Origin of the sequence: Streptomyces sp. NPDC051172, from assembly GCF_040682555.1 — a bacterium.
Taxonomy (GTDB): Bacteria; Actinomycetota; Actinomycetes; order Streptomycetales; family Streptomycetaceae; genus Streptomyces.
The window spans coordinates 66,118-83,111 of sequence record NZ_JBFBBE010000005.1 but is presented as its reverse complement, the minus strand read 5'-3'; the positions used below and the strand labels follow the sequence as shown (position 1 = coordinate 83,111).

At 69.9% G+C, this 16,994-nt stretch carries 17 protein-coding genes; 1 reads left to right on the top strand and 16 read right to left on the bottom strand.

What is annotated here, in order from left to right; translation table 11 throughout:
• Positions 1–18: 18 nt before the first annotated feature.
• The 13 genes from AB0N07_RS04435 to proS form a co-directional block, all read right to left on the bottom strand.
• Positions 19–327, bottom strand: coding sequence for a DUF2469 domain-containing protein (locus AB0N07_RS04435; RefSeq protein ID WP_003965949.1), 309 nt, complete (start codon positions 325–327; stop codon positions 19–21).
• Between the two features lie 56 nt (positions 328–383).
• Positions 384–917 (bottom strand): NUDIX hydrolase, encoded by a 534-nt coding sequence (locus AB0N07_RS04430; protein WP_365831948.1) that lies wholly within the window; start codon positions 915–917, stop codon positions 384–386.
• A complete protein-coding gene (gene lepB / locus AB0N07_RS04425) occupies positions 907–1,683 on the bottom strand; it encodes a signal peptidase I (RefSeq protein ID WP_365831946.1) in 777 nt (258 codons plus the stop codon). The genes AB0N07_RS04430 and lepB (AB0N07_RS04425) overlap by 11 nt, the downstream gene beginning before the upstream one ends.
• A gap of 91 nt (positions 1,684–1,774) precedes the next feature.
• Positions 1,775–2,782: a signal peptidase I gene (gene lepB / locus AB0N07_RS04420; RefSeq protein ID WP_365832088.1), complete on the bottom strand. Its 1,008-nt coding sequence runs from the start codon at positions 2,780–2,782 to the stop codon at positions 1,775–1,777.
• Positions 2,670–3,782: a signal peptidase I gene (gene lepB / locus AB0N07_RS04415; RefSeq protein WP_365831944.1), complete on the bottom strand. Its 1,113-nt coding sequence runs from the start codon at positions 3,780–3,782 to the stop codon at positions 2,670–2,672. The genes lepB (AB0N07_RS04420) and lepB (AB0N07_RS04415) overlap by 113 nt, the downstream gene beginning before the upstream one ends.
• The gene (lepB, locus tag AB0N07_RS04410; RefSeq protein WP_365831942.1) at positions 3,775–4,503 is read right to left on the bottom strand and encodes a signal peptidase I; all 729 of its coding nucleotides are present in this window, start codon (positions 4,501–4,503) and stop codon (positions 3,775–3,777) included. The genes lepB (AB0N07_RS04415) and lepB (AB0N07_RS04410) overlap by 8 nt, the downstream gene beginning before the upstream one ends.
• A gap of 45 nt (positions 4,504–4,548) precedes the next feature.
• Positions 4,549–4,899: a 50S ribosomal protein L19 gene (gene rplS / locus AB0N07_RS04405; protein ID WP_030866123.1), complete on the bottom strand. Its 351-nt coding sequence runs from the start codon at positions 4,897–4,899 to the stop codon at positions 4,549–4,551.
• A 134-nt stretch (positions 4,900–5,033) separates the two neighbouring features.
• Complete coding sequence (trmD, locus tag AB0N07_RS04400) at positions 5,034–5,867, bottom strand: tRNA (guanosine(37)-N1)-methyltransferase TrmD (protein ID WP_365831940.1); 834 nt, start codon at positions 5,865–5,867, stop codon at positions 5,034–5,036.
• Entirely contained in the window at positions 5,867–6,409 is a 543-nt protein-coding gene (gene rimM / locus AB0N07_RS04395) for a ribosome maturation factor RimM (RefSeq protein ID WP_365831938.1), read from the bottom strand. The genes trmD and rimM overlap by 1 nt, the downstream gene beginning before the upstream one ends.
• 92 nt (positions 6,410–6,501) lie before the next feature.
• Positions 6,502–6,741 (bottom strand): RNA-binding protein, encoded by a 240-nt coding sequence (locus AB0N07_RS04390; RefSeq protein WP_003973401.1) that lies wholly within the window; start codon positions 6,739–6,741, stop codon positions 6,502–6,504.
• A 2-nt stretch (positions 6,742–6,743) separates the two neighbouring features.
• Positions 6,744–7,172 (bottom strand): 30S ribosomal protein S16, encoded by a 429-nt coding sequence (rpsP, locus tag AB0N07_RS04385; protein ID WP_365831936.1) that lies wholly within the window; start codon positions 7,170–7,172, stop codon positions 6,744–6,746.
• 387 nt (positions 7,173–7,559) lie between these two features.
• Positions 7,560–8,156 carry a hypothetical protein gene (locus AB0N07_RS04380; RefSeq protein ID WP_030943152.1) on the bottom strand — a complete coding sequence of 199 codons (597 nt, stop codon included), beginning with the start codon at positions 8,154–8,156 and terminating at the stop codon, positions 7,560–7,562.
• Between the two features lie 261 nt (positions 8,157–8,417).
• Positions 8,418–9,833 carry a proline--tRNA ligase gene (gene proS / locus AB0N07_RS04375; RefSeq protein WP_365831934.1) on the bottom strand — a complete coding sequence of 472 codons (1,416 nt, stop codon included), beginning with the start codon at positions 9,831–9,833 and terminating at the stop codon, positions 8,418–8,420.
• A gap of 200 nt (positions 9,834–10,033) precedes the next feature.
• On the opposite strand from proS, the gene AB0N07_RS04370 reads away from it, so the two are divergent.
• A complete protein-coding gene (locus AB0N07_RS04370; protein ID WP_365831932.1) occupies positions 10,034–10,900 on the top strand; it encodes an SAM-dependent methyltransferase in 867 nt (288 codons plus the stop codon).
• Here AB0N07_RS04370 and ftsH read toward each other — a convergent pair.
• The 3 genes from ftsH to AB0N07_RS04355 all read right to left on the bottom strand — a co-directional run bounded on the left by ftsH (position 10,897) and on the right by AB0N07_RS04355 (position 16,984).
• Positions 10,897–12,837: an ATP-dependent zinc metalloprotease FtsH gene (gene ftsH / locus AB0N07_RS04365; protein ID WP_365831930.1), complete on the bottom strand. Its 1,941-nt coding sequence runs from the start codon at positions 12,835–12,837 to the stop codon at positions 10,897–10,899. The two genes, AB0N07_RS04370 and ftsH, sit on opposite strands and share 4 nt — an antisense overlap.
• Before the next feature lie 50 nt (positions 12,838–12,887).
• Entirely contained in the window at positions 12,888–14,441 is a 1,554-nt protein-coding gene (gene ffh, locus AB0N07_RS04360) for a signal recognition particle protein (protein ID WP_365831928.1), read from the bottom strand.
• Between the two features lie 95 nt (positions 14,442–14,536).
• Positions 14,537–16,984 (bottom strand): [protein-PII] uridylyltransferase, encoded by a 2,448-nt coding sequence (locus AB0N07_RS04355; protein ID WP_365831926.1) that lies wholly within the window; start codon positions 16,982–16,984, stop codon positions 14,537–14,539.
• Positions 16,985–16,994: the final 10 nt, after the last annotated feature.

The following is a 16,994-nucleotide window of genomic DNA, read 5'->3' as shown; positions in this document are numbered from 1 at the left end:
GACCTACCGTGCCCGTCGTCAGCCGCCCGGCAGCTCGAGATCGCTCTTGTTCAGCTCCTCGATGTTCACATCCTTGAACGTGAGTACCCGCACCTGTTTCACGAACCGAGCCGGCCGGTACATGTCCCAGACCCAGGCGTCCGCCATCGACACTTCGAAGAACACCTCGCCCTGGACCGAATGCACCTGCATCTCGTAGTCGTTGGTCAGGTAGAAGCGCCGCTCGGTCTCGATCACGTATTTGAACAGACCGACGACATCGCGGTACTCCCGGTAGAGCTTCAGCTCCATCTCGGTCTCGTACTTCTCGAGGTCCTCGGCGCTCATGGCAGCTTCCCCTTCAGCCGTGCGATCCCACCATTGTGCGCCAGTCCCGTGAGCCCCTAGACGATTTCGGGGTCAAGGGTCACGGGCCCGGCGGGGGGACCTTCGTCGAGCAGCCTGCACAGCAGCTCGGCGAGTCTGGTCGGGTACACGGTCTCATGCGCCCGGGCAAGTTCCCGACACGTCCACCAGCGTGCTCCGGCGACACTGCGGCGCTCCAGTTCCGTGAGGCCCGTGGCCCCGGGCACCACCCTGGACGTGCCCCTCGTACGGGCCAGGTAGTACCACTCGTCCTGGTCCCAGCGGCGGCCCGCGAACGGGAAGGAGCACATCCGCCGCCACAGCACCGGGCCGAGTTCGACGTCGGTGATGCCGGTCTCCTCGGCGAGTTCCCTGAGAGCGGCCTCCTCACGACTCTCGTCGCCCTCCAGTCCGCCGCCGGGCGTGAACCACCAGTCGTCGGCCGGATCCTCCGGCTCATGGCCGTGCAGGAGCAGGATGCGGTCCTCGGGGTCGAGCAGAACCACCCGGGCCACCTTGCGCAGCCCGCCCCGGTACGAGTCCTCGTACCCGCCCGCAGCCTCAGCGGGCACCCACGGGCTCCGTCCGCGCACGGGCGCGGCGCCCGCCCGTCCGCTTGGCGATCGGGCCGTACGCGCCGCCGCCGAGGACGAGCACGGCGCCCGCGACGATCAGGGTGACGATGATCCGCAGCGGGCCCGGCTGGGAGAGCACACCCAGGGTCTCGAAGCCGGTGGGGCGTTCCAGCATGCCCTTCATGGGCCAGACGACGGCATCCACGCGAGCCGCCACGGCGGAGCGCGCGACGGTGCCCTGGGCGGCGTCACTGAGGTGGGCGGAGGAGTCCAGCGACCCCTGGCGCTCGTCACCGAGCAGGAACAGGCGGCCCTGGGGGACCTTCACGGTCGGGATGTTCTTGTCCTCTACGACGCTGCCCTTGAGATAGCCCTCGTCGATCTGCTTGCCGTTGACGGTCAGCTTGCCGTTCGTGCAGCAGGAGACCGTGTCACCGCCGACCGCGACCACGCGCTTGACCACGGAGGCGTTGGTCACCCAGGACTTGTCGTTGAAGACGACGACGTCGCCCCGGCGGATCTCACTGCCGTCGACACGTTGGGCCAGGACCCGGTCGCCGGCGTCGATCGTCGGCGTCATCGAGGTGGTCGGCACGGTGTACGGCCGGTACACCACCGCTCCCCAGCCGAATCCGCCGAGGAACAGCACAATGCCCAGTGCGACGGCCAGTCCGGACAGTCGCTGTCCGGTCCTGCTGCCCACCGGGCCCGTGCTCTTGCCACCGCTGCGCGGGGCCGTACGCGTAGTGCTCTCGCCACCCATGGGTCCGCACCCTACCCGGCAGTACCTGACCCGGTCAGCCCCTCATGGCCGACCGAGGTCACAGCTGCACCAGGGCTTCACCAAGGCACGGTCAGGCGGAGTGCTCGGAGCTCGCTTTGCGGGTCTCGGCCACCGCGATCTTCCTACGACGCCACAGGGCCACCGGCACCACCCCGGTCAGGGCGAGGGCGTTCGGGCCGGCCGTCAGGGCGGCGGACGCGGAGGACTGGTCGTTCAGTCCCGGCTGGTCGAAGGTGTCCGGGATCGGAAGGGTGTCCCAGCGGGTGATGGGCCAGGCGATGACGATGGCGCGTCCGACGACCTTGCTCACCGGAACCATGCCGTTGTGCTTGTCGCTCTGGTTGTAGCGCGAGTCCCGCGAGTTCTGACGGTGGTCGCCCATGACCCAGATGTAGCCCTTGGGGACCTTCACGGTGAACTGGCCGCCCTGGTCGTCGACGCTGCACGGGGTGTTGCCCGCGTACACGAACGACGCGTCGTCGAGCGCCTGGCCGTTGACCTTGAGCGGGCCGGACCCCTTGCAGGAGACGGTGTCGCCACCGACCCCGATGACGCGCTTGATGAGGTCCTTCTCCTCGGCGGACGGCATCAGGCCGATCCAGCTGAGGGCCTTCTGCAGCGGGTTCGGATTGGCCGTGGGCTCGCCCGCCAGCCAGTTGTCCGGGTCGTGGAAGACGACGACCTCGCCGCGCTCCGGTTTCGAGCCGAACCAGGGGGTGAGTTTGTCGACCAGGACCCGGTCGCCCTGCTGAAGGGTGTTCTGCATCGAGTCCGAAGGGATCGAGAACGCCTGCACCAGGAACGTCTTGATCAGCAGCGCCAGCACGAGCGCGATGCCGATCAGGATGGGCAGCTCCTTCAAGAAGGAGCGTTGCTTCTTGGACTTGGGGGGTGAACCGTCCGACCCCTTTTCCTCGGTCCGGTTCCGCTCGCCCGGCGCGGTGCCGTCGTCGGTCGCCCCGGAGTCACTCCCGGAGGTCACGGCGCTGTCCGCGGCCGGGACGGCTGCGGAAACCCCCTGGCCGGGCTGTCCGCGGTGCTCCTCGCCGTCGTGTCCGGATCGTGCGCCAACCGCCACATCCCCCACGCCAACTCCTTACTCTGTGCCGCTGCCTGCCCCAGACGCGGTGCAGGCCCACCACTCCCATAACGAGCGGGAGTTCCGCAGGGGTCGGGAGCTGGACCGTTCCGTTGAAATAGTCAGGAGCAACCCTATGCGACAGCTGGGGGGACGCGGTCGTCCCCGACACGGAGTTGGAGACGGAGGAGAAAGTTTTAGGTTCTTTCAAGGAAGTCCAGTGGCCGAACGGCCAGGCGATGACCATCGCCCGTCCCACGACGGAGTCCTCGGAGACCGTGCCGCCGTAGGGCGTGTTCTGATGCGCGCGGGAGTCCGCGGAGTTGCCCCGGTGATCGCCCATCACCCACAACCGTCCCTTGGGGACGGTGATGTCGAACGGCTGTGTGGAGGGGGCGTTTCCGGGATACAGATAGTCGCCCTCGGTCAGGGGAGCGCCGTTGACGGTCACCCGCCCCTGCGTGTCACAGCACTTGACGTGGTCGCCGCCGACGCCGATGACCCGCTTGATGAGGTCCTTCTCATTGTTGGACGGCAGCAGGCCGATGAAGGTGAGTCCTTCCTTGACCTGCTTGACGACGACGGGGTCGGTCTTCTTGGCCGTGGTCTGCTCGTCCGCGAGCCAGCCGCCCGGGTCCTTGAACACGACGACGTCCCCGCGCTTGGGCTTCGAGCCGAACCACGGGGTGAACTTGTCGACGAGGACACGGTCGCCGATCCGGATCGTCTGCTCCATGGAGCCGGACGGGATCACGAATGCCTGGACGAGGAACGTCTTCAGGACCAGGGCTATGAGGACCGCGACGCCGACGAGGAGGGGTATCTCCTTGACCGCGCTGCGCCTGCGCTTTCGTTTGACCTTGCGCTGCAGCTTCCGCCGCTCGGCGCGGGTGCGGCCGCCGCCCCCGGCTGCCGGGCCGGAGGCGCGACGGGAGCCGGTGGGCAGCAGCCCCTCGGTCGCGCCGCTCGCGGCACCGCGCGGTTTGCCACGGTTACCCATGCGCACCGTCCGCGGCGGGCACGCGCGCGTAGGCGCCCGGACGCTGCAGGCGGATCCAGTGGGCGGTGGGCCAGATGATCCAGTCGGCCCGTCCGATGACGTCCGATACGGGGATCATGCCGCCGCCGGGCGAGCCCAGGTGGTCGCGGGAGTCGCTGGAGTCGCTGCGGTGGTCGCCGAGGACGAAGAGGGTGCCGTCTGGTACGACGACGGTGAAGGGCACCGTGGAGGGGCTGTCACCGGGGTGGAGGAACGTCGACTCGTCGACCGACCGGCCGTTCACCTCGATCCTCCCCTCCTTGTCGCAGCAGACCACGTGGTCTCCCCCGACACCCACGACGCGTTTGATGTAGTCGGCGTTCCCGAAGTACCCGGTGCCGTCGAACACGACGACATCGCCGCGCCGCGGCTCGGCACCGAAACGGTACGCCAACTTATTTACGAGAACGCGGTCGCCGATCCTCAATCCGTTTTCCATGGATCCGCTGGGAATCTGGAATGGTTGGACCACGAAAGTGTTGAGGAGCAGCAAAAACACCAGGCAGACGAGGAGCGTCAGACTGATCCGCCCACCGGGCAGCCAGTCGGCGACCCGCGACACCAACGCGAAACGCGACCGTCCCTCGGGCCCCTCTGTGTCCGAGATCTCCTGGGAGACGTCCTCGGAATCGGAGGAACGGGAGGAGCGGTCGCGCTCCGTGTGCTGTGCTTCGGTGTCCATCGGGGCCAGATGCTATCCGGCCTCGATATGAACGCCTGCGCGAGCTCAGCTGTCGCGCTTCTCCTTGATCTTCGCGGCCTTACCGCGCAGCTCGCGCAGGTAGTACAGCTTGGCGCGACGCACGTCACCGCGGGTGACGAGCTCGATCTTCTCGACGATCGGGGTGTGCACCGGGAAGGTGCGCTCGACGCCGACGGAGAAGGAGACCTTGCGGACCGTGAAGGTCTCGCGGACACCGGCGCCCTGGCGGCGGATCACAACGCCCTTGAACTGCTGCACACGGGAGCGGTTGCCCTCGATGACGCGGACGTGGACGTTGACGGTGTCACCCGGGCGGAAGGCCGGGACGTCGCTGCGCAGCGACGCGCTGTCGACGGAGTCGAGCAGGTGAGACATTTCGTCTGCTTTCTTCGCCCATGCCACAGGTCATAGGCGGGAACTAGGTTTTCCAAGAGGATGCTGTCCGTGTCGGGGCGGGCGTCGTGTCCCCCTGTGGCAGGGGCGCACGCCGGACGACGCACAACAGCGGTCTATTCTTCCACGCCCTCGGTCCTGCGCCAAAATCGGCCGTACGGCTCCCCCTCCGGGTCCGGGGCCCAGCCCAGGATGGAGAGCATCTCGCGGTCCTTCTTGTCGAAGGCCTTGGGGTCGCAGCGCTCGATCAGGTCGGGCCGGTTGGCCGTCGTACGCCGCAGGGCCTCGTCGCGGCGCCAGCGGGCGATCTTGCCGTGGTGGCCGCTGAGCAGCACGTCCGGGATGCCGCGGCCGCGCCACTCGGGCGGCTTGGTGTAGACGGGGCCTTCCAGGAGGTTGGCCATGGCGCCGGGGGCGAAGGAGTCGTCGCGGTGGGACTCTGCGTTGCCGAGGACGCCGGGCAGCAGGCGGGCCACGGCCTCCGTGATCACCAGGACGGCCGCCTCGCCGCCGGCGAGGACGTAGTCGCCGATGGACACCTCGTGGACCGGCATCCGGGTGGCGTACTCGTCGATCACCCGGCGGTCGATGCCCTCGTAGCGCGCGGGCGTGAAGATCAGCCAGGGGCGCTCGGAGAGCTCCACGGCGAGTTCCTGGGTGAAGGGGCGGCCGCTGGGGGTGGGGACGATCAGCGCGGGCGCGTGCGAGCCGGTTTCGTAGCCGTCGGCGAGGGCGGAGTCCAGGGCCTCGCCCCAGGGGTCGGTCTTCATGACCATGCCGGGGCCGCCGCCGTAGGGGGTGTCGTCGACGGTGTTGTGGCGGTCGTAGGTCCAGTCCCGCAGATCGTGCACATGGACGTTCAGCTGTCCACGCGCGCGCGCCTTGCCGACGAGGGAGACGTTCAGCGGGTCGAGGTACTCGGGGAAGATCGTGACGACGTCGAGGCGCATTACGACTCGTCCCGGCTGGAGGCGATCTCCGCCTGGTCGTCGATCAGACCGGGCGGCGGAGCGATGACCGCCCGCTGCTCCTGGAGGTCGATCTCGGTGACGATCTCCTCGACGAAGGGGACCATCACCTCGCTCCCGTCGGGCCGCTCGACGATGAAGAGGTCCTGGGAGGGCAGGTGCGAGATCTCGGTGATCCGGCCGACCTCGACGCCGTCCACGGTGACCACGTCCAGGTCCATCAGCTGGTGGTCGTAGTACTCGTCCTCCTCCTCGGGCAGCTCCTCCGGGTCGACCTCGGCGATCAGGAGGACGTTGCGGAGGGCTTCGGCCGCGTTGCGGTCCTTGACGCCCTCGAAGCGCAGGAGGAGGCGGCCGCTGTGGACGCGGCCCGTCTCGATGGTGAGGGGTCCCGCGGAGGCGGGGTCCGTGCTGAGCACGGCTCCGGGGGCGAGCCTCAGTTCCGGCTCGTCGGTGCGTACCTCGACGGTGACGTCGCCCTTGATGCCATGGGCACGACCCACCCGTCCGACTACCAGCTGCACGTTTGCGAATCTCCTGTCATACGACTGCGGGCCGGGGACGGCCCAGTGGCCCTCCCCGGCCCGAGCCGGTGCTGTGTTTTTTGCGTGTTGCGTCAGCGGACGTGGTCCACGTCGACGAGGTCGACGCGGACACCACGGCCGCCGATGGCGCCCACGACGGTACGCAGAGCGCGCGCGGTGCGGCCGTTGCGGCCGATCACCTTTCCGAGGTCGTCGGGGTGGACCCGGACCTCGAGCACGCGGCCGCGGCGCAGGTTGCGCGAGGCGACCTGCACATCGTCAGGGTTGTCGACGATGCCCTTCACGAGGTGCTCGAGAGCCTCCTCGAGCATGCTCAGGCCTCGGTTGACGCAGACGCAGAGGACTCAGCAGCAGCCTCGTCCTTCTTCTCAGCCTTCTTCTTCTGGGTGATGGCCTCACCCTTGCCCTCGTCGTCGCCACCGAGGGCGTCGAACACCGGGCGGGCAGCCTTCGGCTCGGCCACGAGCAGCGGAGCCGGGGCCGGCAGGCCCTTGAACTTCTGCCAGTCGCCGGTCAGCTTCAGGATGGCGAGAACGGGCTCGGTCGGCTGCGCGCCGACACCCAGCCAGTACTGCGCGCGCTCCGAGTCGACCTCGATGCGCGAGGGGTTCTGCACCGGGTGGTACAGACCGATCTCCTCGATCGCACGGCCGTCACGACGGGTGCGGGAGTCGGCGACGACGATGCGGTAGTGAGGCGAACGGATCTTGCCCAGACGCTTCAGCTTGATCTTGACTGCCACGGGAGTGGGTTCTCCTGGATTTGACGTGGTTGGGCACGGCGAGATTGCCGCGTGGGGTTGCGGTACCCGAGTGCCCGATGGACGCGTCAGCCGGAGGCGAGAGGGTTCCTGTGCGGCTGTCGAGTACAGCTAGCCATTGTGCCACACCCTGCGGGTCGCCTCGGCCGGGGGGATGGTGACGGTGCCTGGGCATGGCTGAGGGGCACCCGGCGCTGCAGGTGCCCTTGGGGTGGGTCGCGCGGCCCGGCGCCACGGGGTGCCGCCTGCGCCCACCCGTGCCGCCCCAAGCGGCACGACTGCCCGCAGGCTCGGCGGGTTACGGCGGCACTCCCGGCGCCTTGCGTTCCGACCGGCAGCCACGAGATGCCGGTGTCGAACGCCGCGCGACTACGCCGCCCCCACGACCTCCGGGATCCGGAACGGCTTGCCGCAGCCGCCGCAGACGATCGGCGCCTGGGCCAGCACCGACGGGACGACCCGTACGTTACGACCGCAGTCGCACACCGCCTTCACTCGCACCCCGCCCCCGGACGAGCCGTGCCGGGCCGCCGGGCCGCGGAAGCTCTTCGGGGTGTCGGCGGAGGTGGCTGCCGTGTGGGCCTTGAGGGCGCGCTGCAGCCGCTCGATGGTCGGGCGGTAGCGGCGCTTGGCCTCGGGGTTGAGCGTGACCAGTGAGAAGCCGCTGCTGGGGTGCGGTTCCTCGGGGTGGTCCAGGCCCAGCTCCTCGGCGATCGCGAGGAATCTGCGGTTGTGGTACCGGCCGGCGCGGGACGTGTCGCGTACGCCGCGCGCGGCGGCGATGCCGTGGACTGCCTCATGGAGCAGTCGCTCGAAGGAGAGCTCGTGACCGCACGCGGACGACGACTCTCCGATCAGGGACTCTGGCGCGGCAAGGTCCGGCAGCTCGGGGTGGTACCGCTGAATGTCGGCCCACGCCTCTGCCAGCTCTGCGGCGAGAACAGGTGGTGTCTGTGTCGTGCTCACGTAATGACAACGAGCGGGGCCTCGAATGTGTTCCTATTCCGGGCCATCCCAAATAATTTGCACGTACCCGTCAGTTGCCGCTGATGCGTCCCGACGAGGGCGGGTGCGCTGATCTGCGCAGAAACCTCACAGCTCGTCCCAAGCCGGTACGTAGCCCGCTCTACGACCCGGCGCGTAGACGACGTCCACGCGCCGGTGCGGGGGTGACCCGCAGATGCGCAAGAGGCGTTTCGGTCGCTCTCGCGGCGGAACGGCCCTGTATCAGTAAGCGCGCGCGACGACCGCGACGTTACCGGGCGCGTCGTCGGCCTCGGGCACCGACCCGTCGGCAGCGACCAGACACCGTACGGTCACCGCGTGCTCGGCCAGTGAGGCCTCGCCTTCTTCGCCGAGGTCCGCCCAGGGGATGCGCGCCCAGCCGCCGACGCCGACCGCCTCGACGGCTTCCTCGATCGTCGACACGTCGGCCGTACGGGACTCGCGGCGCTCGCGGGACTGGGCGAGCAGGAGCGCCTGGTCCTCCTCGAGGATCGCGGGCAGAAGCCGTACGAGGGAGTCGACCGGCATCGGCTCCTTGCCTCCGGGGATGCGGCGGGCCACCATCGCCGTGCCGTTCTCCAGGTCACGGGGCCCTACCTCGATGCGTACGGGCACGCCCTTCAGCTCCCAGTCGACGGCGCGGCGCCCGAAGGGGGTGTCGGTGCGGTCGTCGACGTGGACGCGGAGGCCCGCCGCCCGCAGCCGGTCACCGATCTCACGGACCTTGGCCAAAACCGCCTCCTCGCCCTTGATCGCGAGGACGACGACCTGGATCTGCGCCAGCCGCGGCGGGACCCTCAGGCCGTTGTCATCTCCGTGAGTCATCACCAGAGCGCCGATCATGCGTGTGGTGGAGCCCCAGGAGGCCTGCCAGACGAGTTCCTGCCGGCCTTCCCTGGACAGGTACCGGGTGTTGAAGGCCTTGGCGAAGTTCTGGCCCAGCTCGTGGCTGGTGACCATCTGGAGGGCCTTGCCGTCGCCCATCATGCTTTCGAGCGTGAGGGTGTTGACGGCGCCGGCGAAGCGCTCCTTGGCCGTCTTGCGGCCGGAGACGAAGTCCGTCGCCAGGACCTCGGTCAGGAAGTTCCCGTAGACGTGCTGCTGGATGTGCGCGGCGAAGTCGCGCGCCTCCTCGTACGTGGCGTGCGCGGTGTGGCCCTCCTGCCACAGGAACTCGGTCGTACGGAGGAAGAGACGGGGCCGCAGTTCCCAACGGACCACGTTCGCCCACTGGTTGATCTGCAGGGGCAGGTCGCGGTAGCTCTGCACCCACTTCGAGAAGTAGTCGTTGATGATCATCTCGGAGGTGGGGCGGACGACCGCGGGCTCTTCGAGTTCCTTGCCGCCGCCATGGGTGACCACGGCCAGTTCGGGCGCGAAGCCCTCGACGTGGTCGGCCTCCCTGGCGAAGTACGACTGCGGGATCAGCAGCGGGAAGTACGCGTTCTGCGTGCCCGTCTCCTTGATCCGGGCGTCCATCTCGGCCTGCATCCGCTCCCACAGCCCGTACCCGTACGGTCGGATCACCATGGTGCCGCGCACCGGCCCGTTGTCGGCCAGTTCGGCCTTGGTGATCAGATCCTGGTACCAGCGCGGAAAGTCGTCCGCGCGCGGGGTGAGAACGGGAGCCTTTGCCATGGACGCGATGGTAGGGGCCCACGTTGCCGGGACGTGAATTCTTTTCGCCCGCATATGCAACCCACAAGCCGGGCCCCATTACCCCTGGACGAGCGGTCGAGTGCGGAGTTATCTGGCATACGGGGGGGAGTGCGAGCGCACGTCACGGGGGCCACGGAATCGGGTACAGGGGCAACTCTCGGCGGATTGGGGCGCTTTACATGACACCTACGCTCGTGCGGCAGCAGCCGTCCCCTACGGGCCAGGCGCCCCGTGTGGACCTGTGTGCACGCGCGCGTGACTGGTCCGAGATCCAGGAGCGGATGCTGGTCCCGCTCTACGAGGCCGTCTACGAGCGACTGGAGGTGGGCCCCGGCACACGGTTGTTGGGCCTCGGCTGCGGCAGCGGGCTGGCCCTTTTGATGGCGGCCTCCAGAGGCGCGGCGGTCACCGGTGTCGACCACTCCTCCCCCGAACGACTGGCTCTCGCGCGGGAGCGGCTGCTCCCGGACGGGTGGGGCACGCGCGCGCGTGCAGGCACCCGGATCGTCGACGGCTCGCCCAAAGACGTCGTGGCCGCGGGCGACGCGGAGACGCCCGCGTTCACCCTCGTGACGGCCTTCGAGCCGATCGGGTGTCTGGCGGGCGACTCGGAGGGGCTCGGCGGGCTGCTGCAGGCAGCGACACCGCTCGCCGGGCACGGGGCGCCCGTGGTGCTCGCCGGCTGGGGTCCGCCGGAACGTTGCACCACGTCGTCCGTGCTGCGGGTGGCCACCAGGCTGGCGGATCCGCTGCGCAGCACGGGTAGTTGGCGCCCCGCCCTTCGCGACGACCTGGAGGAGGTCGCGCAGCGGGCGGGTCTGAAGCCCGACGGCTCCGGGCGGGTCGCCTGCCCGTTCGGATACGCGGGCGTGGACAGCGCGGTACGGGGTCTGCTGTCGACGGGCCTGTTCGACGCGGCGATCTCGGCGAACGACCAGGCGCAGGTGGACAAGGAGCTGGCGGAGGCCCTGCACCCGTATCAGCGCCGCGACGGGACGGTGTGGATGCCGAACGTGTTCCGCTACCTGATCGCCCGTACCCCTTAGACCCCGGACGCGTCAGGCGCCTCCGCCTTTTCCAGCCGTGTGATCCCCGCGATCCGGTAGGCGTCCGCCTCCTCCAGGGTCTCCCGCTCCAGCAGGGCCCGGGCGAGGGCGTCCAACTGCCCGCGGTGGTCGGTCAGCTTGCGGCACGCCTCCTCGTAGCACTCGTCGACGATCCGGCGCATCTCGCCGTCGATCACGTCGAGGGTCTGCGGGGCGGCGGCCAGGCCGTAGGCCTGCCGGGCGTCGTCGGGCAGGGCGGACAGGCGGCCGACGCGCTCGCTCATGCCCCAGCGGGCGACCATGCCGCGGGCGATGCCGGTGACCTGCTCCAGGTCGTTCTCCGCGCCGGTGGTGACGACCCCGTAGACGACCTGCTCCGCCGCCATGCCGCCGAGTGCGCCGATGATCCGGCCGCGCAGGTACTCCTCGGTGTACGCGTACTTGTCGGACTCCGGCGTGGAGAGCGTGACGCCGAGGGCCCGGCCGCGCGGCACGATGGTGATCTTGCGGACGGGGTCGGCGCCGGGCTGGAGCATGCCGAGCAGGGCGTGGCCGCTCTCGTGGTAGGCGGTGCGGCGGCGCTCCTCCTCGGGCATCACCAGGGGCCGTTCGGCGCCCAGTTGGACCTTCTCCAGGGCCTCGGAGAGGTCGGCCCGGGTCACCCGCTCCTGCTTGCGCTTGACGGCGAGCAGGGCCGCCTCGTTGGCGAGGTTGGCCAGTTCGGCGCCGGTCATGCCCGGGGTCGTACGGGCGACCTGGCCGAGATCGACGTCCTTCGCAAGGGGGATCTCGCGGGTGTGGATCTGCAGGATGGCCTCGCGGCCGCGGCGGTCCGGGGGCGAGACCATGACCACCCGGTCGAAGCGGCCGGGGCGGGTGAGCGCCGGGTCCAGGACGTCGGCGCGGTTGGTGGCGGCGATGACGATGACGCCCTCGGAACCGGAGAAGCCGTCCATCTCGGTGAGGATCTGGTTCAGCGTCTGTTCGCGTTCGTCGTGGCCGCCCATGCCGGAGCCGCCGCCGCGGGCCCGCCCGATGGTGTCGATCTCGTCGATGAAGATGATCGACGGTGCCACCTTGCGGGCCTCCGCGAAGAGTTCACGCACACGTGAGGCGCCGACGCCTACGATCATCTCGATGAACTCGGAGGCCGACGCCGAGAAGAACGGCACGCCCGCCTCACCGGCGACGGCACGCGCCAGGAGGGTCTTTCCGGTGCCGGGCGGGCCCGCGAGCAGCACGCCCCGCGGCATCTTCGCGCCCATCCTGCGGTAGGCGTCCGGGTTCTTCAGGAAGTCGACGACATCGTTGAGTTCGCCCTCGACCTCGTCGATGCCCGCCACGTCCTCGAAGGTCGTGCGCTGGGCCCCCGGCTGCAGTTCGACGGGCTTGGGCGGCGCCTTGCGGCCGAGCATCCCGCCCGCGCCGCCGAGCCCCGCGTTCGTCCGCCGCGCGACGAAGACCCACACCGCGATCAGCAGCAGCATCGGGGCCAGCGAGATCAGCAGATTGGCCAGAAAGCTACGGTGTTGGACGACCGGCGCCGCGGTGACCGTGACGTTGTGCTTGGTCAGGTCGTCCCAGATCTTGTCGCTCGCGAACGTCGGCCGCTCGGTGCTGAACTTGGTGTACTTGCCGCCTCCGTCGGGGTTGCTCTGCTTCTGCTTGAGCTGGCCCTGGATCGCGTTGCCCTTGGCGTAGATCTTCTTGACGTTGCCCGCGTCGACCTGCTTGCTGAACTCGGTGTACGAAATCGTCGGCTCACTGCCCTCGTTGAAGAACGACAGGATCAGATTCGCGATCAGATACACGACCAGCGCGGTCAGGATCAGGCTCCACCAACCGCCGCGCATCTTCCGCCCGCCCGGCTCCTCGGGAGTGCCCTCGGTACGCCAGGGCTGGTCGGGCGACTTGCGCGGCGGGGCGGGGTTGGTCATAAGCGGACGTTACGACAACACCCCGCCCCTGGCACGCGCACCGGGTGAACTCAGCCCATGAACTTCTTGAACTCGTCCGGGAGCTCGAAGTCCTGCGGCGCCTGCTGACCGGGCACGCCGAAGGCGCCTCCGCCCTGAGCGGCGGCGGCCCGGCGGGCGGCCTCCTCCTGCTCCTGCTGCTTGCGCTTCATCGGGTTGCCGGAGCGCTGCTTGCCCTTGGCCTTCTTCGGCTGCTTCTTGCTGCGGCCGGGGCCACCACCCATGCCCGGCATCCCGGGCATACCCGGCATGCCGCCGCCCTGGGCCATGCGGGACATCATCTTGCGGGCCTCGAAGAAGCGCTCGACCAGGTTCTTCACGGCGCTGACCTCGACGCCTGAACCCTTGGCGATACGGGCGCGGCGGGAGCCGTTGATGATCGTGGCATCGGCGCGCTCGGCCGGGGTCATCGACTTGATGATCGCGGCCGTGCGGTCGACGTCCCGCTCGTCGATGTTGTTGATCTGCTCCTTGATCTGGCCCATGCCGGGCATCATGCCGAGCAGCTTGGAGATGCTGCCCATCTTCCTGACCTGCTCCATCTGGGCCAGGAAGTCGTCCAGGGTGAAGTCCTGGCCCTTCTTGGAGGCGAGCTTGGAGGCCATTTTGGCGGCCTCTTCCTCGCTGAACTCCTTCTGTGCCTTCTCGAACAGGGTGGCGAGGTCACCCATGTCAAGGATGCGGCCGGCCATCCGGTCGGGGTGGAAGACGTCGAAGTCGTCCAGCTTCTCGCCGTTGGAGGCGAACATGATCGGCTTGCCGGTGACCGAGGCGATCGACAGGGCCGCACCACCACGGGCGTCACCGTCGAGCTTGGAGAGGACCACGCCGTCGAAGCCGACGCCGTCGCGGAAGGCCTCCGCCGTGTTGACGGCGTCCTGACCGATCATCGCGTCGACGACGAAGAGGATCTCGTCCGGCGAGACCGCGTCCCGGATGTCCGCAGCCTGCTGCATCATCTCCTGGTCGATGCCCAGGCGACCGGCGGTGTCCACGATGACGATGTCGTGGACCTTGGTCTTCGCGTGCTGGATGGAGTCCTTGGCGACCTGGACCGGGTCGCCCACGCCGTTGCCCGGCTCCGGGGCGAAGACGGCCACGCCGGCCCGCTCTGCGACGACGCTCAGCTGGGTGACCGCGTTCGGGCGCTGGAGGTCGGCGGCGACCAGGAGCGGCGAGTGGCCCTCTTCCTTGAGGTGCTTGGCGAGCTTGCCCGCGAGGGTGGTCTTACCGGCACCCTGGAGACCCGCGAGCATGATCACGGTCGGCGGCTGCTTGGCGAACCGCAGACGGCGGGTCTGGCCGCCCAGGACGGTGACCAGCTCGTCGTTGACGATGTCCAGCACCCGCTGGGCGGGGTACCGCGTGTCGGAGACCTCGGGGCCGAGGGCGCGCTCCTTGACGTTCTTGATGAACGCGCGGACGACGGGCAGGGCCACGTCCGCTTCGAGCAGCGCGATACGGATCTCGCGCGCGGTGGCGTCGATGTCCGCCTCGCTCAGACGCCCCTTGCCGCGCAGATTCTTGAAGGTCGCTGAGAGGCGATCGGAGAGAGTGTCGAACACGGCGGCGTCGGTCCTCGGAGTCGGGGGCAGTGTGAGCGTCTTCCAGGATATCGGGCCGCGCAAGACAATCGTCCCCGCCCGCTCCTGGATCGCGTTCACCCACGCAAGGTCTCCTCCAGCTTCCGCGCCACCGCCGACGCCTCGTCGCCCGGCAGGGGCGCGCCCTCGGGCCCGGTCACGTAGAAGGCGTCCACGGCGTTCGCGCCCAGCGTGGAGACGTGCGCGCTGCGCATCCGTACGCTCGCGTCCTCCAGAGCCCGCCCGATCCGGAACAGCAGACCCGGGGCGTCCTGCGCCCGCACCTCGATCACCGTGGCCAGCCGGGACGCGGCCGAGGCAACCGTCACCCGCGCCGGCGGCGCCACGACACCCCGGCGGCGCGGATACGCGGCGTCCCGCTCGGCGAGACGCCCGGCGATGTCCAGGGACCCGTCCAGGGCCCGTACGAGATCCGCGCGCAGCCGGGCCGCCTGGGGCAGTGAGCCGTACTCGGCGGCGACTCGCCAGTTCAGCAGCAGGACCGAGCCCTCGACGCCGTCCGGCAGGTCCAGGGTGCGCAGCTCGGCGGTGCGCACGGTCAGCCGGTGCATGGCGAGGACGCCGGCCACCGCGGGCAGCACTCCCGCCTGGTCCGGTACGGCGATGAGCAGTTCGACGCCGAGCGGCTCCGGGTCGCCGGAGGGCTGTTCCTCCGTCGGCGGCTCGGTCTGGGCGCGCAGGGACAGCACCGGGCTGCCGGTGGCGACCGCCTCGATGGCGAGCCGCTCCTGCTCGGCGGTGGGCGCGGCCGCCTCGGGCTCGTCGAGGACATCCCCGGCGAGCACGGCGGCGACCCGCTTGACCAGGTCGGCGACGAGCGAGCCGCGCCAGGACGACCAGGCGGCCGGCCCGGTGGCCAGGGCGTCCGCCTCGGTCAGCGCGTGCAGCAGCTCCAGGGTGTGCTGCGAGCCGACCGCCTCAGCGACCGAGCGAACCGTGGCCGGATCCTCCAGGTCGCGGCGGGTGGCCGTGTCGACCAGCAGCAGATGGTGGCGTACGAGGGTGGAGAGCACGGCCACGTCGTCGCGGTCGAAGCCGATACGGGCGGCCACGTCCTTGGCGATGATCTCGCCGGCCACCGAGTGGTCGCCGGGCCAGCCCTTGCCGATGTCGTGCAGCAACGCGGCGACCAGGAGCAGGTCCGGGCGGTGCACCCGGCGGGTGAACTCGGAGGCGCGTACGGCCGTCTCGATCAGGTGCCGGTCGACGGTCCAGATGTGCACGGCGTTGCGCTGCGGGCGGCAGCGCACCCGCTCCCAGTCCGGAAGCAGCCGCGTGATCAGGCCTTCCGCCTCCAGCGCCTCCCAGACGTCGATGGTGGGGTGTCCGGAGCCCAGCAGGGTGACCAGCTGTTCGCGGGCCTCGGCGGGCCAGGGCGTGGGCAGGGGGCGCACGGTCGCCGCCAGGCGCCGTACGGCGTGCAGGGAGAGCGGGAGGCCGGCCTGTGCGGCGGCGGCCGCGGCGCGCAGCGGGAGGACGGGGTCGCGTTCGGGGCGCGCGGCGCGGGCGAGCACCACCTCACCGTCCTGCTCGACCACGCCCTCGGCCAGCGGGGAGCGTTCGGGGACGGGCTTTCCGCCGCCGAGCATGGCGCGCAGTCGCGGCCGCACGGCGCGCGACCGCAGCACGCGTGCCACTTCGCGCCAGGTGACGTCACTGGCGTACGAGATGACGCGTGCGGCCTCGTACACCTGGCGCAGCAGCGTGTCGGCGTCCAGCAGTCCGAGTTCGGCGGCGACCTGGTCCTGCTCCTGGAGCGCGAGCCGGTCGGTCGCGCGCCCGGTCGTCAGATGCAGGGCGTCGCGTACGTCGAGCAGTCGGCGCCGCGCGTCGTCGAGGCCCTCGCGCGGGGCGTCGGCCAGCCAGGAGGCGGCGACCGCACGCAGGGTGGTGGCGTCGCGCAGACCGCCGCGGGCCTCCTTCAGGTCCGGCTCCAGCAGGTACTGAAGCTCGCCCTGGCGTTCCGCGCGCTCGGCGCACAGCTCCTGGAGTTCGGGGAGACGTTTCGGCGCCTGGTTGCGCCAGTCGGCGAGCACGGCCGTCCGCAGACCGGCCGTCAGACCCAGGTCGCCGGCGATGTGGCGGGCGTCGAGCAGGCCGAGCTGGACCTTCAGGTCCTCCCCGGCCGTCTTGCGGGCTTCGGCAGGAGTGCGGACCGAGTGGTCGAGAGCCAGGCCGAGGTCCCAGACGGGGTACCAGATGCGGTCGGCCAGGGTGGCGACCGCCTTGGGGTCGCTCCCGTCATGGAGGAGGAGCAGGTCCAGGTCGCTGCGTGGGGAGAGCTCACCGCGGCCGTAGCCGCCGACGGCGACCAGGGAGACCCCGCGCAGTCCCTCGGCGCCCGCGGCGAACAGTCCCGTCAGCCAGTCGTCCGTCAGCTCGGACAGGGCTGTACGGCGCGGCGGCCCGGACTGCGCCCCCTCGGTGAGGAGGTGCAGCCGGGCCGCCGCGTAGCCGCTGGGTCCCGAGTCTTCCGCTTCCTTGTGCACGTCCGTGCTCGACACCCAGTAGCTC